21 protein-coding genes and 1 riboswitch are annotated in these 22,976 nt (G+C 54.8%); of the genes, 12 read left to right on the top strand and 9 right to left on the bottom strand.

Annotation, left to right across the window (positions count from 1 at the left end):
- Positions 1 to 48: 48 nt before the first annotated feature.
- Positions 49 to 1,542, bottom strand: a complete 1,494-nt coding sequence (gene aroE, locus AC5DDB_RS07305) for a shikimate dehydrogenase (RefSeq protein WP_491739040.1) — start codon at positions 1,540 to 1,542, stop codon at positions 49 to 51.
- Between the two features lie 125 nt (positions 1,543 to 1,667).
- Complete coding sequence (locus tag AC5DDB_RS07300; RefSeq protein ID WP_491739039.1) at positions 1,668 to 2,528, bottom strand: endonuclease/exonuclease/phosphatase family protein; 861 nt, start codon at positions 2,526 to 2,528, stop codon at positions 1,668 to 1,670.
- 342 nt (positions 2,529 to 2,870) lie between these two features.
- Between AC5DDB_RS07300 and AC5DDB_RS07295 the strand changes: the two genes are divergently transcribed.
- Together AC5DDB_RS07295 and AC5DDB_RS07290 are read left to right on the top strand one after the other, a co-directional pair.
- Positions 2,871 to 3,224: a hypothetical protein gene (locus AC5DDB_RS07295; RefSeq protein WP_491739038.1), complete on the top strand. Its 354-nt coding sequence runs from the start codon at positions 2,871 to 2,873 to the stop codon at positions 3,222 to 3,224.
- A 196-nt stretch (positions 3,225 to 3,420) separates the two neighbouring features.
- Positions 3,421 to 3,792, top strand: coding sequence for a hypothetical protein (locus AC5DDB_RS07290; protein WP_491739037.1), 372 nt, complete (start codon positions 3,421 to 3,423; stop codon positions 3,790 to 3,792).
- A gap of 239 nt (positions 3,793 to 4,031) precedes the next feature.
- Here AC5DDB_RS07290 and AC5DDB_RS07285 read toward each other — a convergent pair whose 3' ends face one another.
- Complete coding sequence (locus AC5DDB_RS07285; RefSeq protein ID WP_491739036.1) at positions 4,032 to 5,300, bottom strand: PQQ-binding-like beta-propeller repeat protein; 1,269 nt, start codon at positions 5,298 to 5,300, stop codon at positions 4,032 to 4,034.
- Positions 5,301 to 5,472: 172 nt separating this feature from the next.
- The gene (locus AC5DDB_RS07280) at positions 5,473 to 5,781 is read right to left on the bottom strand and encodes a hypothetical protein (protein WP_491739035.1); all 309 of its coding nucleotides are present in this window, start codon (positions 5,779 to 5,781) and stop codon (positions 5,473 to 5,475) included.
- Positions 5,782 to 6,145: 364 nt separating this feature from the next.
- Between AC5DDB_RS07280 and AC5DDB_RS07275 the strand changes: the two genes are divergently transcribed.
- The 5 genes from AC5DDB_RS07275 (at position 6,146) to AC5DDB_RS07255 (ending at position 13,021) form a co-directional block, all read left to right on the top strand.
- On the top strand, positions 6,146 to 7,168 hold the full coding sequence (locus AC5DDB_RS07275; protein WP_491739034.1) for a lysylphosphatidylglycerol synthase transmembrane domain-containing protein: 1,023 nt from the start codon (positions 6,146 to 6,148) through the stop codon (positions 7,166 to 7,168).
- Positions 7,169 to 7,407: 239 nt separating this feature from the next.
- Positions 7,408 to 9,573, top strand: coding sequence for a GumC family protein (locus tag AC5DDB_RS07270; RefSeq protein ID WP_491739033.1), 2,166 nt, complete (start codon positions 7,408 to 7,410; stop codon positions 9,571 to 9,573).
- Positions 9,574 to 9,638: 65 nt separating this feature from the next.
- Positions 9,639 to 10,547 (top strand): XrtA system polysaccharide deacetylase, encoded by a 909-nt coding sequence (locus tag AC5DDB_RS07265; RefSeq protein ID WP_491739032.1) that lies wholly within the window; start codon positions 9,639 to 9,641, stop codon positions 10,545 to 10,547.
- A complete protein-coding gene (locus AC5DDB_RS07260; RefSeq protein WP_491739031.1) occupies positions 10,540 to 11,757 on the top strand; it encodes a TIGR03087 family PEP-CTERM/XrtA system glycosyltransferase in 1,218 nt (405 codons plus the stop codon). Before AC5DDB_RS07265 ends, AC5DDB_RS07260 begins: the two co-directional genes overlap by 8 nt.
- A 70-nt stretch (positions 11,758 to 11,827) precedes the next feature.
- Positions 11,828 to 13,021, top strand: a complete 1,194-nt coding sequence (locus AC5DDB_RS07255; RefSeq protein ID WP_491739030.1) for a glycosyltransferase family 4 protein — start codon at positions 11,828 to 11,830, stop codon at positions 13,019 to 13,021.
- Here AC5DDB_RS07255 and AC5DDB_RS07250 read toward each other — a convergent pair.
- The 5 genes from AC5DDB_RS07250 to AC5DDB_RS07230 all read right to left on the bottom strand — a co-directional run bounded on the left by AC5DDB_RS07250 (position 13,000) and on the right by AC5DDB_RS07230 (position 17,816).
- Positions 13,000 to 13,929, bottom strand: a complete 930-nt coding sequence (locus AC5DDB_RS07250) for a cobalamin-binding protein (protein WP_491739029.1) — start codon at positions 13,927 to 13,929, stop codon at positions 13,000 to 13,002. The genes AC5DDB_RS07255 and AC5DDB_RS07250 overlap by 22 nt on opposite strands.
- A gap of 10 nt (positions 13,930 to 13,939) precedes the next feature.
- Positions 13,940 to 14,602 (bottom strand): DUF6580 family putative transport protein, encoded by a 663-nt coding sequence (locus AC5DDB_RS07245; RefSeq protein WP_491739028.1) that lies wholly within the window; start codon positions 14,600 to 14,602, stop codon positions 13,940 to 13,942.
- A 150-nt stretch (positions 14,603 to 14,752) separates the two neighbouring features.
- Positions 14,753 to 15,667 carry a DUF1559 family PulG-like putative transporter gene (locus AC5DDB_RS07240; protein WP_491739027.1) on the bottom strand — a complete coding sequence of 305 codons (915 nt, stop codon included), beginning with the start codon at positions 15,665 to 15,667 and terminating at the stop codon, positions 14,753 to 14,755.
- A 127-nt stretch (positions 15,668 to 15,794) separates the two neighbouring features.
- Positions 15,795 to 16,021, bottom strand: a riboswitch (cobalamin riboswitch).
- Between the two features lie 63 nt (positions 16,022 to 16,084).
- Positions 16,085 to 16,588, bottom strand: coding sequence for a hypothetical protein (locus tag AC5DDB_RS07235; RefSeq protein ID WP_491739026.1), 504 nt, complete (start codon positions 16,586 to 16,588; stop codon positions 16,085 to 16,087).
- Positions 16,589 to 16,853: 265 nt separating this feature from the next.
- Positions 16,854 to 17,816 (bottom strand): DUF1559 domain-containing protein, encoded by a 963-nt coding sequence (locus AC5DDB_RS07230; protein WP_491739025.1) that lies wholly within the window; start codon positions 17,814 to 17,816, stop codon positions 16,854 to 16,856.
- 549 nt (positions 17,817 to 18,365) lie between these two features.
- On the opposite strand from AC5DDB_RS07230, the gene gap reads away from it, so the two are divergent.
- The 5 genes from gap (at position 18,366) to AC5DDB_RS07205 (ending at position 22,975) form a co-directional block, all read left to right on the top strand.
- The gene (gene gap, locus AC5DDB_RS07225) at positions 18,366 to 19,391 is read left to right on the top strand and encodes a type I glyceraldehyde-3-phosphate dehydrogenase (RefSeq protein ID WP_491739024.1); all 1,026 of its coding nucleotides are present in this window, start codon (positions 18,366 to 18,368) and stop codon (positions 19,389 to 19,391) included.
- 265 nt (positions 19,392 to 19,656) lie between these two features.
- Positions 19,657 to 20,346 carry a ribulose-phosphate 3-epimerase gene (gene rpe / locus AC5DDB_RS07220; RefSeq protein ID WP_491739023.1) on the top strand — a complete coding sequence of 230 codons (690 nt, stop codon included), beginning with the start codon at positions 19,657 to 19,659 and terminating at the stop codon, positions 20,344 to 20,346.
- Positions 20,347 to 20,486: 140 nt separating this feature from the next.
- Positions 20,487 to 21,149, top strand: a complete 663-nt coding sequence (locus tag AC5DDB_RS07215) for a histidine phosphatase family protein (RefSeq protein ID WP_491739022.1) — start codon at positions 20,487 to 20,489, stop codon at positions 21,147 to 21,149.
- Complete coding sequence (accD, locus tag AC5DDB_RS07210; protein WP_491739021.1) at positions 21,146 to 22,048, top strand: acetyl-CoA carboxylase, carboxyltransferase subunit beta; 903 nt, start codon at positions 21,146 to 21,148, stop codon at positions 22,046 to 22,048. Before AC5DDB_RS07215 ends, accD begins: the two co-directional genes overlap by 4 nt.
- A 30-nt stretch (positions 22,049 to 22,078) precedes the next feature.
- Entirely contained in the window at positions 22,079 to 22,975 is an 897-nt protein-coding gene (locus AC5DDB_RS07205) for a serine/threonine protein kinase (protein WP_491739020.1), read from the top strand.
- Position 22,976: the final 1 nt, after the last annotated feature.

The raw sequence follows: 22,976 nt of genomic DNA, 5'->3' as shown, positions 1-22,976 counted from the left end.
GAGCAATGAGGATAAGATCAATCAGGACAGAGCCATTTCGTTCGGTGCTCAGGAGAGATGCACCGGAGAGATGATCCGGCGAAGGGTTTTCAACATGGTTTCCACGGGAGCGGTTCGATGGGTGAACCGTTCATACTGCACGGCAGCCTGACGGACAAACATTTCCGTGCCCGCCACGACATGACAGCCACGTCGACGGGCCTGTTTCAAGAAGAGCGTGTTCTCGGGTGTATAAACCGTGTCGAAGACAACGGCGTTTTCCGGGAACCAGTCTTCTTCGAATGGCGAAACGTCCACATCGGGGTGCATCCCGACCGATGTGCAATTCACGAGCAAATCGAAATCCGCATACTCCCGGTCGGCCCACGGAGTCGTTTGGCATTTCAGTTCGGCGGCCAGTTCGGCGGCTTTTTGCGGAGAGCGGTTGGTAATTGTCAGTCGTCCGCCGTTCTTTACAACCGCCTTGCCCACAGCACGTCCCACACCGCCCGCACCGAGCATCAAGACGTCCCGACCGACCAAACTCGGTTCGGCGTCGCCACGTCGTTTGAAACCACTGAGCATGCACTTTAGGGCGGCATCGTAATCGGTATTGGCGGCTCGCCATTCGCCTTGGTCGTTGTGATAAAGCGTGTTCGCGGCTCCGATTTCCTTCACGGAGTCTTCGAGTTGCTTGGCGATTTCGAGCGTGGCTTGTTTGTGGGGAATCGTGATACTCAGACCCCGAATGTCGAGCCATTCCAACGCTTCCAGCGACGCGGGGAATTGACCTTTGAAAATGCGGAATGGTACGTAGACGGCATCAACGCCATCTTTTCGGAACGCGGCATTGTGAATTTGGGGACTAAGGCTATGTGCAATCGGATCACCCACCACTCCGAAAAGCTGAGTCCGCGGACCGATCTGGTCGTATCCGAAAGTCTGCTGCATGTCCTCGAACGATAACTGTCCCGGGGCGAGTTGTCGTTCCTTGCTAAATGTCGCGTAGGTGAACGGGGCGCCATATTTGCCGCAAAGAATACGACTGGGGATGCCCACTTCACCCATGCAGAAGCCGACCGTCGGCACACTCGCGTTCTGGACGAGTTTCATCATCCGCACGACATCGGAGTGTGCATTCGCGGTGGTCACGATTTTGACGATATCGGGATCTTTCCCGCAGATCCGCTTGTGGATATCTTCCAAGTCAGCGGGCGTCTCATCGAAATTGTGATAGCTGACGATTCGCTTGGTCGATCCGTATCGTTTGATTTCGTCGGCAATATCTTCTTCGATGTCGACGTAATCCGCGCCCGAGACAATCGCGGTGCGAAGAACCGTTCTACGTTGCTCCTCGTTTCCACGCCAGCGTCCGCGGTCTTCCGGGCGACGACAGGTAATCACGCAGGGAGTCGGCCGATCGTGTAAGAGCTTGACGACATCTGGCGATCGGCCAAGCCAGTCCACACGAAATTCGACCAACTCCGCCCCCTGTTCGGCAAGGAGCTTGTGTTCGGCAATCATGCGTTCGTGGCGAGAACGACCAATACTGACACAGATCATAACGGCGGCAAAGTCTTACGGGACTCGTGGATACATTCGGAAGAACGTCCCATCGTCGCCAATTGGCCGAAATCTTTCAAGCATCGCGTGTTCGTCGGGAACGCGGTTTTTCCGGGATGGTCGGGTCAGTCGGAAACGACCTCAAGTTCCGCCCAGACCAACGGATGATCAGACGCCCCCTCGTCGATACAATCCGCATCGACGGTTTTCAGACCGCGAGTGAGAATCCAATCGATTCGACGAGCGACTGGATCGCCCAGGCCCTCGGCAACAGCGTCGTGAACGTCTTCGCGAGCCAGCAAATCGGCCAACTGAGGGTCGTCTGCGGTTGTGTTCAGATCGCCCACTAAGATTGCTGGCTTGCTCAGGGAATTAAACAACGTGAGAATCTGCTGCAACTGGTGTGGGCGATCCTTGACGCGGTCGAGGTGTACGGTCAGAAAGTTCACGGTGGTATCGCCGACTTGGAAGTTGGTAAGAACCGCGTTCCGAAACTTCTTCCCCTGCGTCCCAGGAAGCGGGATCCAATGGATCGCCCCCAATTCGACGTTTGTCAGCAAACCATTTCCAAAATGGTCATGCCAGTAACGGCGTTCGGTCGGCACGAAGACCGCGGAACGATTCAGCGCTGCCCCAAGTTCAACCGCCTGATTGGGAAACTCTCCCCAGGCGTATCCGTGGACTTCGCTCAGTCCGACGACGTCTAATTGATGTCGTTGTAATGCAGAAATTGTTCTTGAGATGTCGAAATCGTTCGCTCGGTTCTTTCCGCCACGAATGTTGAAACTACCGATGCGGAATCGCGGGCCGGCGAGAGCCGTTCGTGATGCCGGTTGGTGAAGCTCGATGACGGAATTGGCGTTCGCGGGGACCCGGTTCGCGCCCCAAGCAACGACCAGTCCGATCACAAGACCAAACGCGGCTGTGAGCCAAACACGCCAAGAAGTAGCAGCCCGCCACGGCGTAGGAATGGGAAAGCGAAACATAGGAAAAGGTGTCCTGCTGAGGAATGTCGCGACGGGTTGTAGACGGAATTCCCCATTGACACAACAGGATTTCCTCTCGCGAGATGCTAACCTCAATTAGCGGCCAGCTTTTCGTGGGATCGTGGGATTTCCTGCCTGCCGTATCTTGCACAGTTGACACTGCCACGCGGCAGGTTTCTAATGGGTTCGCGACTCAAATCAGCTGTGGTGGATTCGTCTGAGATGTCGGATCTGCCAACGCGACCGCACCTTGGAGCGTGTGAATTCGTGGGACGGCAGAACGAGTCCATCAACTGGATGTTTTAATTTTCTAGGACACTTGGGAGGAACATGATGCGTGGAATGCTGAATTTGGTACCTGTTCTGGCTGTTGCTGGGGCTTTCTTGCTGAGCCCATCCACCAGCGAAGCCCGTCCACAATACCTCAAAGCCTTCAAAACCGAATACGAAAACGTGGCGAAGGAAAACACCGTCAACTGTTTCGTTTGCCACGCGAAAGCTGATGGCAAACTCGACAAGAAAAACTGGAACGCTTACGGCAAAGGTTTTGGTAAAGGCCTGAGCAAAAAGAACGAAAAAGACGCCGACGCTTTGAAAGAAGCTTTGGGCAAAGTTGCCAAGATGGACAGTGAAGTTGAAGGCAAGACCTTCGGCGATTTGCTCAAAGAAGGCAAACTGCCGGTTGCTGCCGACTAGTTCGCAAAACAAATTCACGGATTGGGTGTCGGTTGATTCCCGAATCCGGACATGAAGAAGTGGCAAGACCGTCCGAGAGTCTCGGATGGTCTTGCTTCGCGTTGGGAAGATCAATTATACCACGATTCCCGCGTGCCCCGTGTTCGGGGGCGTCTCACTTGTCGTTTCCGGCCTTGAATCCCCCAGGAAGGTCCCTATGAAATCATCGCGTTTGCTGTTCATGTTTGGTTCTGCTGCTGTCGCCTTGGCCGTGATTGCAATCGATGCTCCCCAAGCCGAGGCACGTCCGAAATATCTGGCCGTTTTCTCGGACGAATACTCCAGCTTGAAGGCAGAGATCGACAAATCGAAATGTGCCGTCTGCCACCCCACTTCGGATAACCGCAAGAAAACCAAGCGAAACGACTACGGCACGGCCCTCGAAAAGGCTTTGGGGGAAAAGAATGTCAGCGAAATGGACAAAATCAAGTCAGCCTTGAAGAAGATCGAGTCGGAAAAAAGCGAAAGCGGCACGACCTTCGGCGACCTGATCAAATCCGGCAAATTGCCAGGAACCAACAAAGACTAGATGACTACCAGATGCCCGTGTCTCACGGCATTGTGAACCGTGCAACTTCGTAACGATGCCTGCAAATGGATGGCTCGCGAGTTCGGGCAACCGTCAATCTGCATAGTCGTTGGGTGGCCTGCCGGCCGCTCGGGATGGGCACGGGCCGGTAAGGCTCGAATCTTGAACCATGTCCACGCAATCTCGTGGACATGGCACCCCTTCCCTCTCTCAAATGCGAAAGTGTTGCCGCATAGGCCCTACCGCCCGCTGAGGTCCAGGCACTTCAGCGTCTTTGTATCGCGGATGAAGAGTTTCCCGTTCGCAATTGCCGGCAGCGCTCTTGTGGTACCACTGAGAACTTGAGCAGACGCCAACTCTTTGTAGCCGGCGGATGTCACTTCTGCGAGAACCAGTTCCCCGTCGGTTTTGAGCGCCAGAAGTTTGTCTCCGATGAGCAGCAAGGTCGCGTAACCGAATTCGGTTTGCTCCCATAGCACTTTCTCGGCTTCGACGTCCAAGCACCGGAGTGCCGCTCGTCCGATGTCCTGCCGACCGTGAATCCCGATCAGATGGATGTCTTCGCTTGTCGGCAAGCGGACGCTGGTAGTGTACTGACTCGAAAGCAGATCATCGCTTCGCCAAACTTCTTCCACGGTGTTTGCGGTCACTTTCGCGAAGACCGCACCGAATCCATAGCTAGCGGAGATGAACAGCCGATTGCCAATGATCAACGGATTGGCGGCCGTTACGTTTGGTCCTGGTTCGCCAAAGGGGAACTGCCAAGCGACTTTCCCATTCCGCGGATCGAGCGATAGCACTTCGAATCGTGTGGCGAATATCACCCGAGGTTGCCCGTCGAGAGTGACGGTGGTTGGCGAGGAGTAACTTGCTCGTGTGGCAGTGTTCTTCCAAAGCGTTTTGCCGGTCTTGAGATCAAACGCCACGATTCCCGCGTTCGCTTCGTCACCGCCAACGTTGACCAACAGTTTGTTGTCAGCCACGATCGGCGTGCTACCAATGCCGAAGAAACCTTCCGGCGGTTCTCCCCGCCGCGTCCGTTTCGAGTTGTAGTCCTCGAACGTATCACGGGACCAGACGGTTTTGCCATCGGCGAGTGTCAGACAACGTAGCGTCCCCAACGCGCCGTAAACGTACACGTGGCCGTCGTGAATCAACGGGACAGCTCGCGGGCCATTGTCGCTGGTGTACGATGGTTGGAACGTTGCGGGAGCGTCGGCCGTCCATAACACGCGACCGGTCGCTGCTTCCATCGCTTCGACGCGTTCTTTGCCCGCGACGCGATGAAACAGAATCGCAACGTCATCGACGACCGCCACACCGGAGAATCCCGTTCCGACGGCTCGTTCCCAAACCACGGGCGGACCGTCATTCGGCCACTGTTCCGCAATGGTTTCGCTCGCGACGATGCCATCGCGATTCTCGCCGAGAATCTGTGGCCAATCACCGGCCTGAGCCATGGTTGTCGAGATCGCAACTACAGCCGAGACAACCCAATTCGATTGCATCCGTACTCTCCGTCGGTTGGTTCCCTATCGCGAATTCTTACGGCGACAGAGTACCAACGACGGCGACGGAATGCGAACCGAGACTGTTTGAGAGTCTTTAGAGTTCTGGGTGAATGCGGATGATTCGCTTCGCATCCACCATGGAAAAAGAACTGATCGAAAGTAAACGACCTTAGACCGGCCATTCGCTTTCGCAGCGGGCACAGTGAAAACCAACGAGTGTGGCTGTGCCAGGAATTGGCATGCCATTGCAGTTCACAACGGCGTCGTCTAGTTCAACCGGTTCGACGACACAATGTTCGCATTCTGGACAGGTGCGGTTTTCGTGCAGGATACGAGCTCGATTGAGGATGCTCATTCCGGAGCGGCCGACGGCTCGACGAGAAAACTTCGGGAACCGGATCACTTCGCGTTCTGGTTCATCGAAACGCAGGGTGACTTCACGACCTGTCGACGGACGGTACAGCTTGAGGTGGCTCATCCTTGAACTCCTCGGAGTGTGGCGGGATTTTGGGGCCTGTATGTTGGAATCCATTCCAACGTGCTCTTCGCCAGAACATTCATCGTTCATTGCGGCGTCGAGCGACTCGTTGGAAATATACTCGCTGTCAGCGGTTTTCTCAAGCGAATTCACCGGCATTCTAGGTCCCGCAATTAATGTTTTGTAAGTCGTTGAGAAATATCGGGTTATGAGACCCAATTCGTCGAAGGTTATGTCGGTTTCGACAGACTGGGGCGATTGGGTGTCTTGCATCAGGATTGCGGGTTTTTCGGCAATCCGATACGGTGTGCAACCACAATCCAACCCCCTCACCACATTTCTTCGGACACCCAATTTGCGATTCATGCGTTTTTGTGGCCAGTGGATCAGCAAGAACCAAAATTGGCTGAAATGGCTCGTTGCGGTCGGAATTCTCGGATTCCTATTCACCAAGCACGGCGAGAGTTTTCGGCAATTGGAGTGGTCGAATGTCAATTTGTGGGGGTTCTTCGGGGCAGTTGGGTTATGTCTTCTGGCCCAGGTGCTAACTTATTCGCGTTGGTATCTGCTCATTTGGGCCCAAGACCTCAAGTTTTCTTGGCGAGATACGATCCGGCTCGGGTTCATCGGTTACGTCTTTAACTACATCGCTCCCGGAGCGGTGGGCGGAGACGTCGTCAAAGCCTCGCTGTTGGTCAAACGCCAACCCGAACGACGATTGGTCGCGTTAGCCACGGTTTTGCTCGACCGAATTGTCGGTCTGGCGGGGCTGTTGATCGTGGGCGCGATCGCGATGACCCTCCACACGCCACTCCGCGAACATCCACGATTTCAGATCATTGCCACCACGATCATCTGGGTTGGAACCGGATTGGGCGTGGGGATTCTGCTTGTGCTCCATCCTTGGACAACTCACGACATTTGGGTCCGAAGACTCGTCGAATTGCCTAAGATCGGTCGCTTGTTCGGCGGCGTGATTAACTCGATTCGGCTGTATCAATCGCGTTGGAAAGTCGTGTTGTTGGTGATTTTCGTGAGTTGTTTGGCCCATATCGGGACGATTTCCTCCATGTATCTGGCAGCGGCGGCTGTCCAAGGAGTTGCCAAGATTCCCGACTATTCGACACACCTCCAGCTTTCCCCGCCGGCACAATTGGCGGGTGTGATTGTTCCCCTCCCGGGTGGAGTGGGTGCGATGGAAGGCGCAATGGCGTATCTTTACGGTCTTGCCGGTTCGACCGATAGCATCGGTTTTCTCTCTGGGATTGCGTTTCGCGTGGTGACAATTTTCGTCGCAGCTTTGGGAGGAGCCTGGTATTTCGTTTCACGCGGCGAGTTACCGGCTCCTTCGACGACCGCATCGGCTGAAATCGAAACCGTGTCCTAATTCTGATACCCGTGGCCAGTATGGAAAAGTCCTGGCCTTTCGGTTATTACTGGTCGGGTGTTTCTGTTGTTGGGCGTAAAGTGCTGTTGATCGCTTCGCGTTGTTCGGTCGCGTTGCCGGTTATCAACAGTTGAATTGCCGGCAATTTGCCAGGAACTTCGATGGGCTCCCGACTGACCTCGTAGACTTGCAGTGTCCTCTTTCGACATTGCGATACCGAACGTCTCACGGGAATGGGCATGACCGATTTGCCGAAGCCGACTCCTTCTACCGCACGAACCGCCACCAAAGACGCTCCTTCAGGGGGGATCGGACGTCGTCGATCACGTCCGGCGAAAGATACCGACGAAAACGCAATGCTCAACCCGTTACGGGTTTGGCATGCGGTGAGACGCCGGTGGTGGGCGATCCTCGTGGTAGGTTTTCCGCTTGCGTTGATGGTCGCGGCGGCTGTCTGGAAGTTGTATCCGGCTAACTATACTGCGACGGCGGTTCTGAAAATCGCGGCCGTGGAACCACGCATGGTTTTCGATACCGCCGAACGTCCGACAGATTTCGACACCTACCGGCAAACACAAATTTCACTGTTGAAAAGTCAGATCGTGATGGCCGATGTGTTGAAAAACCCTGTGATCGGTCAGATTCCTGAAATTCAAAAAATCAAATTCCCGATCGAATGGTTGCGGGACGAAGTCTGGGTGACTGTCGATGATAGTCCGGAGTTCTTGAAGGTTTCGATGTCCGGACAAAAACCAGAGCTGTTGGCCAAGGTCGTCAATGCTGTGACTACGAGTTATCTCAAGAAGGTGGTCAACGCTGATCGTCAATCGCGAGTGGCCCGGTTGGCAGAACTCGAACGGATTTTCGAAGAGACCAACCGTAACGCCAAGAAAGAACAAACTCGGGTCAAAGAGTTAGCTGAGAAACTAGGCACCGGCGATTCCAAAGCGTTGACGGTCAAGCAACAGATGGCGGAGGAGTATTTCGCGGAACTTCGTCAGGAACATGCGGCGGTGCGAGCGGAGTTAATGCGTGCCCAGGTCGAAGCCTCGGCGACGGCGAATATTCCGATTTCGGTCCAAACGTCGAATGACGAGAAAACCGATGCGGAAGATCAAGTCGATGTCATTGCCATCCAGGCGGCGGCTGCGGATGACATTGATGTGCAAATGATGGCCAAGCGTGTCGTCGAACTTCGCAGCGTGATCACACAGTATGAGGGAGTGGTAGCCGATCGGAATCACCCGCATCTCGTCGCTTATCGGAAGGAACTTCGGACGATAGAATCCGCATTGAAGGAACGAATCGAGTTGCTCACGCAACGCCGTCGTAGTGCTCCGAAGCCTGATGGCACCGGAGTGACAAATGAATTTGAACCGCCGCTTTCCCGGCTTGAGATTCTGGCTCGACAGGAAGAAGTGCTCAGAGAAGAAGTCGAGAAGCACGCGAAATTACTCGAAAAGTTGGGAAGCGAGTCGTTCGAATTGGAAACGATGCAATCCGATCTCACGCAAATCACGGATGTCGCAGACCGTGTTGCTGAAGAAATCGAAGCCCTTCGTATTGAGTTGCAATCTCCGCCACGCGTCAAAATTCTGCAACCGGCTGAACCTCCGAAAATTCTCGAGGTCGGCAAGAAACAGAAGTTGAGTTTGTTGGCGTTTGCGGGTGTACTCGGACTGACGGCACTTGCCTTCCTCGCGCCGGAATTGTTGGCTCAGCGTGTCGCGACGACTGACGAAGTGACTCAACGGACGGGGCTGCGAATGCTCGGCCAACTCGACGCGAAGACGTTAGCCCAAAGTTTTGATTCACCAGGAGAAAAGCTTCGGAACAGCGAAATCGATACGATCCGAGCCATCTTGCAACGAACGCGAGATGCACAATCTCTGGAGACGTTGGTCGTCGCCGGGATGTCGAAGCACGATGATGCTGCAAATGTTGCCTTTGGACTGGCGGCTGCGTTTGCCAGGGCTGGTTTGTCGACGGCGATTGTCGATTGTGATTTGAGCAACGCTCGCCCGCGAATTCAACCGACGGAAATCGCGGTGGATGGTTTTGCGGAGCTGCTTCGTGGCGACGCGACCACGCAAGACGTTGGTCAGAGTGTGGCAGAGAACTTGACTTGGATCCCCGTCGGGTATGTCGATGCGATGGCTCATGAACGATTGGTCGCCTCGACGACACGGAACATCGTTCGAGACCTGGGGCGTCGATTCTCGTTGGTGATTCTTAAGGCGTCGGCATTCGAATCCTCCGGCGAAACCGCCCTGCTCTGCGAACTAGGCGACGGGGTTGTCCTGTCAATCCGTCGAGATCAAGCCCGATTGCCAGTCGTCGAGCAAGCCGTGAACAAACTCCAGCAACTCGATGTCCCCGTCCTTGGGGGAATTCTGACTTCGTAATCCGTTGACCGGATTTTCATCCGACGAATCTTGTTGTGTAACGTCCTCCGACTTTTCGATTCTTCATGCATCCTTCAACCGTGACACAAACTCCGCTAAGACATGCCTTCACGGTCGATGTCGAAGACTATTACCAAGTCTCGGCGTTCGCCAAGTCGGTTCCGTTCGCGGATTGGGACACGTTCCCGAGTCGCGTGGTGGAAAACACCAGACGAGTCATGGAATTGCTTGCAAGACATTCCGTGCAGGGAACGTTCTTTATTTTGGGATGGGTAGCCGAGCGACATCCCGAATTAGTCCGCGAGATTCAGTCCGCCGGTCACGAAATCGGCTGTCATAGTTACGCCCATCAGATCGTTTACGAACTCTCACCCGAGGAGTTTCGGGCGGACTTGCGACGCGGACGAGACATCCTTGCGGAAATCACCGGTCAGCCGATTGTGTCTTATCGGGCACCGAGTTTCTCGATCACCGATCGTTCTTTGTGGGCGTTGGATATTCTCGCGGAAGAAGGGTTCACGATCGACGCGAGCATTTATCCCATTCGTCATGATCGCTATGGCATCCCGCGAGCGGATCTGTTGCCTCACCGCATCCAAACTGAGGCCGGAGTTCTTTGGGAATTTCCCGGAACGTGTTGCTCGTGGGGGCGATTCAAACTCCCAGTTGGCGGTGGTGGATACTTACGATTATTTCCGCGGTGGGTTACGGAAGCGGGGCTGCGTTCGATCGAACATCGTCGACGACGTGCATTTGGCGTCTACGTGCATCCCTGGGAGCTCGATCCCGAGCAACCGCGATTACCCGCAAAAATGCTGACTCGCGTTCGACACTATCGCAACTTGCACACCACGGAACAGCGTTTGGAACGGCTGCTCGAACGCTTTCAGTTTACCACGGTTTCTGAAGTTCTCGCCGACACTGCGATCGCGTCTGTGCCGGTGTATAGCACGAAAGATCTTTACCGTGGCTGAGTTGCTTTACCTGACACATCGCGTCCCCTACCCGCCGAATCGCGGGGACCGGATTCGCAACTATCATCTGCTAAGACACCTTGCGAAGGACCACCAAATTCATCTCGCATGTTTGGCGGATGAGCCTCCGACCGACGAAACCCGTGCCGAACTGGATCGCTTGTGTCAACAAGTGGCGATTGTGCCGGTGACGTCGAAGCGACGCTGGATTCGCGGAGGAATGTCTTTACTGACTGGCGATACTGTGACAGAAGGGTTGTTTCGCGAACCGAAACTTCATCAGGTCGTCGAGCGTTGGCGTTCGGAGACCGCTTTCGACACGGCGTTGGCGTCGTCGTCGGCATTGTCGCCGTACCTGCGAACGCTGCACGATGCCGGTGTGCCCTGCGTGATGGACTTCATCGATGTCGACAGCGTGAAGTGGGGAGACTACGCCCGCGAATCGACTGGAATCAAAAAGTGGTTGTACCACCGAGAAGCAACACGGTTGCGTCGAGTTGAACAAGACGTGTGCAGTTGGGCGCACGGCGTGACTGTAGTGAGCACGCCGGAAGCGGACTTGTTGCGAGAGATGGCTCCCACTGCAAACGCTCACGCGGTACCAAACGGCGTGGATATCGAATTCTTCACGCCCAAGCCAACAACTCAATCGCAACGACTGGTTTTCGTCGGTGCGATGGATTATCGCCCGAACATCGCCGGTTGCATCTGGTTTGCCGATCACGTATGGCCTTTGATCCGGGAACGCTACCCCAACGCGGTTTTTGAAATCGTCGGTCGGGAGCCAACGGCTGTCATTCGGAGTCTCGAACAACGACCGGGAATTCAGGTTGCCGGAACTGTCCCCGATGTGAGACCGTTTCTACAAAATGCGACCGCGGCCGTTGTGCCGTTGACGATTGCCCGTGGCGTACAGAACAAAGTCCTCGAAGCTCTTGCGGCGGGCAAAGCCGTGGTGGCGTCTCCGTCTCCAGTGGTTGGGCTTGGGGTCGAACCTGACGTTCACCTTCTGCAAGCCGATTCGCCCGCCGAGTGGTTGGCTGCTGTGAGTCGCGTGTTCGACGATGAAACGCTTCGCAGCAAACTGGAATTAGCCGGTCGCGACTTCGTGCTTACACATCATCGTTGGGAATCCTGTTTGGAACCCATGTCCCAACTAGTCGCGGACGCAATTCTTGCGGCCGCGAAACCAACGTCGCGAAATACCTAACGACAACACGAAAACCCATTTCCATTCTACTGGTCCTGGAATCCTTGCGGTCCTTCAGTTCGAGATTGATATGCCACGCACACTGCTTCTCAGCGAAATTTTTCCGCCCACGCATGGAGGAAGTGGTCGTTGGTTTTGGGAGATTTACCGTCGGTTTTCACAAGACCGGTTAACGTGTCTTGTCGGCGAGCATTCCGAGCAAGCGGCTTTCGACGTCACGCATACGATGGATGTCGTGCGAACGAACCTGTCGCAGAAGGAATGGGGATTCATCCGACCCACCGGTTGGAAACAGTACTTGGGTAATCTGAAAAAGATTCGCCGGATCGTACGAGACCGGGGAATCGACCGAATCCAATGTGGTCGCTGTTTGCCAGAGGGATGGTTGGCGTGGCTCGCAAAACACACGATTGGCGTGCCTTACGAATGTTATGTCCATGGTGAAGATGTCGAGACGGCCGCGTGTAGTCGCGAGTTGCGGTGGATGGTACGACGTGTGTTGGCATCGGCAGATCGGCTGATTGCCAACAGTCGCAACACGGCTTCGTTATTAGAAGGCCAATGGCAGATCCCCAGCGACCGAATTACGGTTCTCCATCCCGGTGTGGACACTCAACGATTTCATCCGGTCGAACACTCAGACGTCGCTCGGCAAAAACTTGGTTGGCGACACCGGACGGTCATCTTGACGGTAGGCCGATTGCAACGCCGCAAAGGCCAAGACATGATGATTCAGGCCTTGCCGATCATTCGTGACGCGATTCCTAATGTCCTTTATGCGATTGTCGGTGACGGCGAAGAACGAGAGTCGCTCGAAGAGTTAGCCAAGTCTCTCGACGTGCAAGATCGCGTCCAGTTCTTGGGCGGTGTCGACGATGCAACGATGATTTCCGCGTATCAACAATGCGACCTGTTCGCCCTGCCCAACCGAACTGTGGGAAGGGACATCGAAGGTTTCGGGATGGTGCTGTTGGAAGCTCAGGCGTGCGGACGTCCGGTGTTGGCGGGGAATTCTGGCGGAACGGCCGAGACGATGAAGATCGGCAAGACTGGCGTGATTGTCCCCTGCGAGACCAGTGGGCCTTTGGCGGAAGCGGTTGCGAAACTGCTACTCGATCCCCACACCCTCGACGAAATGGGAGCAGCGGGACGGGAGTGGGTCACGACAAATTTCGACTGGGATTCTCTGGCGATCAAAGCCAGTCGGTTGTTCTTCTCAGATGCGGAAACCGCTCTTGCCGTTCACGAGCAATCGGTTCCGTAAGTCCAGCCGGATCCGGAATGACCGAATTCGAACTTGCGATCGTGGAGAATCTCGGCGAGGATTTCCGCCGACTCCACGAGTCTCGGGCCTGGGCGATTGAAGTATTGATTGCCATCGGTGAGGAACACCCGACCGGATTGAACCGCACGCAACTGTTGCCATTCCTTGCGGTCGGTTAACGCGGAAAGCTCCGCCTGAATGCGCGGGATATCGAACCCGCAGGGCATGATGGCAATCACATCCGGGTCCGCTGTTTGCAGATCATTCCAGTCCATCCAGGGGGAATGCTTGCCAGCTGTTCCGAGTAGATTGCGACCGCCGGCGATCTCGACCAACTCTGGCACCCAATTTCCGGCAGCCATCAGCGGATCGATCCACTCCAGACAAACGATCGACGGGCGATCGGGCAGCGTGTTGACTTGCTGACGCAGTCTTAGCAGTCGTGATTGCAAGTCGGCAACCAGTGTTCGACCGCGTTGGGGAACATTGGCGGCATTGGCGACCGTCTGAATGTCATTCCAGACATCCGCCAACGCCATCGGCGATAGTGAGACAATTCGCGGCGAGGATCGCACCAAGTCTTGAATTGCCCGTTCGACATCCTTCAAACTCACCGCACAGACCTCGCACTGGGCCTGCGTGATGATGAGTGTCGGTTCTAACTCATCGAGAACCTTCGTATTGACATCGTAAACCGAAATGGCGTTCTGCAGGACGGCTTTGACTTGCCGATCAATTTCACCACTCGCAGCGGAGGCATCGACTTTGGATCGTGAGCATTCCGGAAGTTCGATGATCCCAGCGGGATAGTCGCACTCGTGCGATCGGCCGACAAGTTGATTCTGCAAACCGAGCGCGCATACGATTTCCGTCGCGCTGGCGATCAGTGAAACAATTCGTTCCGGCATCAGCATGCAATCACGAAACAACGTCGGCGGTTGCGCCAGATGTAGCCACAGCCGGGGCCGGTCGCGATGCGAATTGTCGACCGAAACCGAACAACAGCATCGAGAAGAATCCGCAGCTGATCAGGGAGTTGCGGAAGAACGGCAAACCGGCGATGTAGCAGTCCATCAATCCGCTTGCGGTGTGCGGATAGAAGCCCATCGTCCACCAGCTGCCGAAATTCGTGATCAAGAAGAATGCGACTTCGCTAACGAATGCGAGTGTCAACACAGACATCGCCGAGCATTTGTGACGAAGAAACAGCCCCAGTGTGGCCGTGACCAGGAAGCCGAGGTAGACGAATTCCATACCGCGATAAAACGCCCAATCGAAATTGCCGGAGAACAACCAGATGCCGAGGTCGCCAACGAACAACATGAGCAACGGTGCAAAAAACGCCCATCGTCGATGCGAAAAGTAAGCTGCTCCGAACAACACCGTGGCCGAAAACGGGGAAAAGTTCCACGGGTAGACGGTCTCACTGGGAGTGATTTTCATGCCCCAAATCGCTTCTAACGCATACGGCATCATCCGCATGACAAGAGCATAAATCATCAGCCCAAGAAGCAAGTTCCGCGGAGCGCCGCCCGTGGTTGGGGATTGTTCGCTTGGTCGAGTGGAGTTGTGAGAATTCATGTTCTCTTCGTTTCTGTAGATCCAGGAGAATTCATTCGCAGTTGTATCGAATTCGAGCAAAGTGTGCTACGTCTCCGAGACTGTGCGTGTCGGAAGCACGTCGCTCAGTGTCGTTCCCGGATGGGTAGCACGCCTTTGCGTCCGTCGAGATCACTCGCGGTCGAAGATTTCATCTTGTCGTTGTGGGTCATCGAGATTGCCATTACTGGCAAAGCCGAGTCGGTGTTCCTGCATTAAGTCGGCTTGTTCTTGGGAGACAAAATTGCTGCCCGGAATCTCGATTCGCCATTCTCGCGGTCGGCTTTCGACATGTCCATCGAGGAAGGCGATATTCGCGGTATCGAGGTGTCGGAAGTGAATCGTGGGAAAGTTTTTGCTCGGAGGGATAATCGTCCAGTTTTCTTCGAAGCTAAACTCCGGTGGCGAGAATGAAGTCATTCTGACTTGGGCGGCATCCGCAAACGCAACGGTATTTGTTGTCGAGCGAACGTCCCGAAATTTCCGAGCCAGCGGTGTTCGAGACGGCTGAGCTGTATAGCTTGGCGGTGGGTATTCGACACCGGATTCTCGGGAGAGATACACGGCGTTATAGCCGAACCCAGATGCCGGCCGACCGAAACGCACATTGTCCATTTGCGTTTCACCGAAGTTCGGGCATTGGAACGCCGTGTAGTTGGTTTCCATGAACGGGCTAAGGGGACCGCCAGCAAAGTCGAGTTGCAAGTCAGGATCGGTTTCGTCGTAGTTCACGATCCCAAACCAGAACTGAGCGGCACCTTGACTGCCCGAATAGGTGGCGAGGTAGTGCATGCGGTCGGCGTTCTCGACGACATACGGCACGAACGATTCGTAGTGGATGTCGGCGTAATTGTGCATCGCCAGCGTGATCTGCTTAAGCCGACTGCGACACTGCGTTCGACGGGCCGCTTCACGAGCCTGCTGCACGGCAGGTAATAACAACGCGATCAGAATCGCGATGATCGCAATCACAACTAGCAGTTCAATCAACGTGAATCCGCGGGGCTTCGAAGCGCGGATTCCTAGCGGCGAACCAAAACTCTGCATGACAATCTCCCGTTGTCACGAAATCCGCGCAGTGTGACAGGAGATCGGAAGGAGAAACGAACCGCATGGCCAAGCCAAACGTTTGTTCGCATCGCAGCCGAGACACCCAACCCGCGCAGAGTCCGTATGATCAGTGACGGTTGCAGGCAGGTCTTCTGGCTTTCGGATCGTTCTACTGACTGCGTCTTCCCGCGATGTCGTTTCGCAGTGACTTTTCGACCGCAAGCCGTGATGCACTTGCGATTATGCAGCGTTCGTCCCCGATTACAGCGGCGGGACCGCGCCGGATTCGCACCGGACTTCCCTATTCTTTCACCACCACATGTGGCGAACACCTCAACCGCGACTCATCATAGTGGGGATTGCCCAAACGTCAACGCCTTAGAATTATCAATTCGCTATGGTGTCGAATTGGCACTACTTCATCAAACGAATCGCGAGATCATATTCGGCACCATTCGGGGTAACCGTTACGGTTACTTGGCTCATTCCGGGATCACTGAACATTGGAGGAACTGTTTCCCGGGCGCCTTCAGCCATTGCGTCGGCTTCCGACATTCCGTCGGGAATTGGTGTGCCGTCCGGACGTGCAATGCGGTTGACGGTCACCTTGTAAACACCTTCAACCGCTCCAGCTTGCTGTTCGATGTCGAGCCCGGCAATTGGTGTCGTAAGAGTGTATTTGCCGTTGTCATCCGTCCGGCCATAGGCCGTTTGTGCGCTGTCACCACCGTAGTCCGCTGGGTGGAAAACCACGTTTGCTCCGGCGACCGGTTTGCCATCGGCTGTGACGGTACCCGAAACCGGGATGAGTTTGTCCGCGTAATCCGGTAGTTCCACGCCACCACCGCAACCGGAGACGACAGCAATTGTCAGCAGTAGGCTAGGTGCGTAACTTCGCAAGCGATTTGTCCGGTGCATTCTCGTATGTCTCGATCGAAATGTTGAGCGATGGGATGCTCGGCGTTGTGGAGGAGGCAAGTTTCGGAAGAAGCAAAGAGCGGAGATGCGGAAACACGGGACACGCAAGCACGTTGCAAAACTGTGTCCCGTGAGGTTCCAATCTCTGAAAATCGAAGACCAGCGGGAGAGCCGATTTTTGTAGGTCTTCTTGAATACCGGCTTGGAAAGACCGAATAACTGAGGTTCTCCAATCTCCCCCGGACACTGAGGACATTCAGGCGGTCTAGAACTCTTGAAGGACTTGTCCGTCGGCGATTCGTTCCAAATTGAGGCGGGTAGTTGCATCGGTGGTGTCGCTGATGAATCGCACGCTACCATCGGCCAACATGACTTGAATGCCGCCGGGGTGCCAGCTTCCAGTGTAGGCCCAGCTGCCAAGCAACGGCTTGCGGTCGGTGCCGCCGTAGAAGGTGTTATTCGGTTTGGTAAGTCGCAGGCTCAATCCATTCTGAACCCAACCGCGACCACCCCAATTCGCGTTGCTACCGTTGCCACAGCAAGCTTTACGGGTTTCCGCCATCGCGACGGTGTTCGAGGTGCCGTCCGTGATGTCCGCGATTCGGCATTTGCTGTTGTCGTCAAACATCGTGCGGTTGACGCCCGCTCCCTGCCAGTTGTTACAGGTGTTGTAGTTGTTGTAGTAGACGATGAAGTCGTAGTTCGTCCGTTGGTCTGGCGTTCCGCTCGGCGGGTTGTATGTCGTGCTGGTGCTCGCGCCGACAGGTCCGATATCGGACGGGCACGAGAAAATCGAGAATTCCTGAGCGATCAATGCTCCGTTTGTTGAGGCTTCACCGCCATACAAGGGAATGGACCCGCCAGACGCGTAATCGTCGAAAGCCAAGTTGAAGTTCAACTGCTCATACATGTTGTTGAGGTCCAGGTACGGCAACAGGAAGACCAACCCATTCAGGTTGGACGCCGTCGCTGGTCGAGTCCCAGAGGCACAAGAGCCGCTGTCAATTTGAGCCGGCGGAAAGGTTCGGTAGGTGTCGTGATAATTGTGAAGCGCGAGGCCGAATTGCTTGAGTTTGTTCTTACATTCGGTTCGGCGAGCGGCTTCACGTGCTTGCTGAACGGCAGGAAGTAAAAGGGCAATCAAGATTGCGATAATCGCAATCACGACGAGGAGTTCAATCAGCGTGAATCCACGGTGTAAGCGCACGGGTTTCGCAGTTGTCGACATCGCAGGCCTTCTAGATAACACTCGGTTGGTTCAGCACGGGAGGAAATCGGTAGATCTCAGTAGCGGAAGCGCGGCTGTTTCGGTCGAAAGCAACTCGCGTGCCGAGGTTGGTGAGAATCCGTGCTTTCATGGAACTGCTGGAATGACGACTCGTGAAATCGCTCCGACAGACGTTTTTCCAGAGATTTTACAAGACCTGGATCATAGGCAGGAGTCTGTTGATTCGTTTGGCGACCATGCGCGATAAAGTCGCACCAAGCAATGATTTGAGCGTCGGCGCACGGAAGGCCAGTTGGGATTCATCATCGAATCGACGAATTTGGATTCCGCCGATTCTTTGGGTTGGCTCCCGTGGGTGCTTGTCGAGGTTTCCACGCAAGACTACAATCGTCGCGCTGACCCAGCGGTGCACTGCACTCGCTGTGCGCCCGGAAGTGCACTCACGCTTGAATTCAGTCGTGAGGATCGGTAAGAGGACGTTTTGTAGAATTTCGAACCGCCAGTTAAAAAGTCGTAACGGCTGGCTCAAGCATCGTGAGGAGTGTATCCGTGGCAGCTGTGAAAGTTGGAATTAACGGTTTTGGACGTATCGGTCGCGTGACGTTTCGTGCGTTGGCGGCTCGACCTGAGGAATTTGAAGTCGTTGCCATTAACGATCTCTCCGATCCACAGGCGTTGGCCAATTTGCTGCGGTATGACAGTGTTCAAGGCAGGTTCCCTGGCGATGTCTCAGCCGACGGCGACACGTTGATCGTCAATGGCAAGTCGATCAAAGTTCTTTCCGAACGTAACCCTGCTGACTTGCCTTGGGGAAGCATGGGCGTCGATGTTGCGTTGGAATCGACCGGTTTCTTCACCAAGAAAGCGGCTGATGGCAAACCCGGCTACGATAGCCACCTGACCGCCGGTGCGCGGAAAGTCGTGTTGTCGGCTCCTGCCAAAGACAAACCCGATATGACCGTCGTGACCGGTGTCAACGACGATCAACTCACCAGCGAACACAAGTCGATCTCCAACGCGAGCTGCACCACCAACTGCTTGGCTCCGATGGTCAAAGTGTTGCAAGACGATTTGGGTGGCATCGAGCACGGCTTGATGACGACCTGTCATGCTTACACAAACGATCAAAAGATTGCCGACCAAATTCACTCGGATCCTCGTCGGGCTCGTGCTGCGGCAATCAACATCATTCCGACCTCGACCGGAGCTGCTAAAGCGGTTGGTCAAGTGATTCCTGAAGTGGATGGCTTGCTGACCGGGATTGCTCTGCGGGTTCCGGTTCCGGCCGGTAGTATCACCGACTTGGTGGTCAATCTGAAGGAAGACAAGTCGGCTGACGAAATCAACGCCGCGATGAAGGCTGCCGCTGAAGGCAAGCTGAAAGGCGTGATGCAGTACACGACCGATCCAATCGTTTCGACCGATATCATCGGTAATTCCCACAGCTGTATTTTCGATGCCTCTTGGACCACCAAAATTGGTCCGAAGATGGTGAAGATCTTGGGTTGGTACGATAACGAGTATGGATATTCGATGCGAACCGCAGACATCATCAAGAAAGTCGCCGGTTTGTAGAATCCGTTCGAAGTCAGCCTGGCGAGATGCCGACAAATTGTCTGCGTTTCGCAGTCAGACACATAGCCGAGGCCGTAACTTCTTGCGGTCTCGGTAAGTCTGGCTTGCCGTTTTGATGGTACAGGGTTCTAGCGATTGCGTCGTGTTGGTTGTCGTTTCCTCGGACTCGCACTAGACGACAGACCATTCGCAAGACACAATAGTCGCTTGAGGAGTGAGGACGCTCAAACCCTCAAAGCAACCAAGTGTAGTTAGATCGAATTCAATGAGTCGGCAGGAAGTTCAAAATCAACTCGCCCAGGCGACCCCAGTGATTGCACCTTCGATGCTTAAGTGCGATTTCGGTCGGCTTCGTGAGGAAGTCGAATCGCTTGTCTCGGCTGGAGCTGGCCTGATCCATTGGGACGTGATGGACGGCAACTTCGTGCCGAATTTGTCTTACGGCGCGATGGTGATCGAGAGCGTTCGCAATGTGGGAGACATCCCTTGCGAAGCTCATCTGATGATTTCTGATCCCGAGAAGTACGTCGACGAGTATTTGCAAGCCGGCTGCGACATTGTTACGTTTCATGTCGAAGCCATCGACGATCCCCTGCCGCTTTTGGAGAAAATTCGCCGCAATGACGCGTTGGCGGGTTTGGCATTGAATCCGTCGACGTCAGTGGAGACAATTCAACCGTACCTGACAGCTTGCGACCTGGTCTTGGTGATGAGTGTCGAGCCCGGGTTCGGTGGGCAAAAGTTTATGCCGTCGGCTTTGGAGAAGCTGGCGAAACTCCGGGACGTTCTCCCGGACGGAGTGCGGTTGTCGGTCGATGGAGGAATTGGACCAGGAACAACCGGCCAAACGGCCTCTGTCGGTGCTGATACATTTGTGGTTGGAAGTGCTATCTTTAATTCCAATGATTATTCGGAAGCGATTACGATGCTACAATCGGAAGCCCAATCGAGTTAATCGGAGGTTACAGCCGGTCGTTGTGATTCAGTAAGCGTTCCTGACCCAACGACTCCGCGTCAAATTTCAGACTGACCGATGTAGACAGGGAGCAATTGTCGGCCTGTCGCATGTCAGTTTTCTCTCATGTGAATTGAACCATGCCACAGGTCGTCATTATTCGGCCCGGATGCACGGATTTCGCCGAACAGAACCGTATTCAAGGTTCACTCGACATCCCGTTGAATCCTCGCGGACTTCAACAAGTCGAGGAAGTGGTTCTGCAATTGAGCCAATGCCCGCTGGAAGTGATTTACGCCGATCCAAGCGAGGCGTCTCGCCGCACCGCTGAAGCGATTGCGGACGAACTTGGGATTCCTGTCAAACTCTCCGAGGACCTACGAAACCTCGACCAAGGGCTTTGGCAGGGTTTGCAGATCGACGATATACGGCACAAATATCCGAAAGCGTACAAACAATGGCAGGATTCTCCGGAAACGATTTGCCCGCCCGAAGGGGAAACGGTTCCTGAGGCTGTCGAGCGAGTCCGCCGGGTGTTGCGGAAGCCGCTCAAGAAACGTAAGGTGATTGGAGTCGTCGTTGCCGAACCGTTGGCAACTATCATTGCTTCAATCGTCCGTAATGAACGTATGGAAATTCCCGAGCCTAATTGCCAATGTCATTCGGCTCCGCGTTTGGAGTTCGTGGAATCGAGCGGGACAATCGCAGAATCGCTGCCCGAAGAACTCGCACCCGTGGGAGTTTCTGGTCATAGCGCCGATGTTACCGAAGCGTCACACCCTCATGAAAAGGATGCACCGTGAGCGGGGGACCACAAACTGAGTCGGCCATTACCGCGTCAGAGACAACAGCGACGTCTGGAAACGGATCGAATGGGGAAAGCGGTCGAACAGTGAAGCGTCCGAAACGAGGCGTTCCGGAAGGATTATGGATTCGCTGCGATGGCTGTCATGCGACAGTGTTTCGCAAGCAAGTCGAGCAGAATCTTGGTGTCTGCCCGGAATGCGATCACCACTTTTACGTGCCAGCTCAAACTCGAATTGCTCAGTTGTTGGACGAAGACAGCTTCGAGGAATGGTTCGAGGATCTCTCGCCATGTGACCCGTTGGAATTTCGAGATAAGAAAGCCTACGCGGACAGACTCGTCGCCGAGCAGAAGAAGACGGGCCTCAAAGATGCCTGCGTTGTCGGTCGCGGTTACATGCGTGGACGACCTTTAGTCCTCGGGTTGACCGATTCAGCATTCATCATGGGAAGTATGGGCTCGGTCGTTGGTGAGAAACTGACGCGGGCCATCGAAAGCGCGACAAAGCGAAAATTGCCGGTGGTGATCGTTAGCGGATCCGGCGGTGGCGCTCGGATGCATGAAGGCATTTTGTCTTTGATGCAGATGGGGAAGGTCTCCGCCGCACTTGCGCGTTTTCACGAAGCTGGCGGATTGTTTGTCTCAGTGCTGACTAACCCCACGATGGGCGGCGTCGCGGCAAGTTTTGCGTCACTCGGCGATATCATCATTGCTGAGCCGAAAGCCCTCATCGGTTTCGCCGGTCCGCGTGTGATTGCAGCGACCGTGAAACAGTCGCTACCGGAAAACTTCCAAACCAGTGAATTCTTGCTTGAGCACGGGTTCGTGGATCGTATTGTCGCGCGGCGGGATCTCCGCAGCGAGATTGCTCGGATCATCGATTACTGCGGCCAGTAATTTTTTCCTCCCGCCTTCGGATTCTGTTTGGTGATCGATTTTTTCAAGAAGCTGCTCGGCAATCGGAAGAAAATCACGAACACAGACATCGACAGCCGCTTCAACAAAGTCGGTCGTGTCGGGCATGGGACCATGTCCAAGGTTTGGAAGGCCATCGATTACAACACCGGTCGCACTGTCGCGCTCAAGGTGCTCGATAAGGAAAAGACCGAAAAACTGGAGGCTCGGTTTGCGGGTCTCGATCGGCCGTCCGAGGGCGAAATTGCGATGCAACTCAAGCATCCCAATGTCGTCCGGACCCTGGAACACGGTTGGACCCAGGACGCCGAGCAGTTCTTGGTTATGGAGTACATCGAAGGCAACGGGCTCAGCTTTCATGTCCTCAACCAGAGCAAATTGCTGCTAGAGAAACGACTCGATTTCACGATTCAGTTGGCTCAGGCGATCGAATACTTCCACCGCGAAAACTGGATTCACCGCGACATCTGCCCGCGGAATGTCATGGTCGATAATGACAATGTGGTGAAGCTGATCGACTTTGGTTTGGTCGTGCCGAACACGGCAAACTTCCGTAAGCCTGGCAATCGGACCGGGACAGCTCAATACATGGCTCCCGAGTTGGTCAAGCGACAGCCCACCGACCAACGGATCGACGTGTACTCGTTTGGCGTGACCGTCTACGAGATGTTCACGAAGAAGCATCCGTGGGAGTTGAAATCCAGTTCGTTCGAGGCTGTGGTGCAGGCGATCAACAGCCCCCCGACTCCCGTTCAGGAGTACTGTCCGCAGATCGACGAACAGTTGGGCGAAATTATCATGAAGTCCATTGCTGCTCAGCCGAACGATCGGTGGTCGTCGATCTCGCGGATGCTCGAGGCACTTCGAGGGGTGCAAGCCCGGACTCCCGCTGGTCTGGCCGATTCTTAAG

The organism is Thalassoroseus sp. (assembly GCF_984380535.1).
The sequence above is the reverse complement of the archived record's forward strand: the minus strand, read 5'-3'. Positions and strand labels throughout refer to the sequence as shown.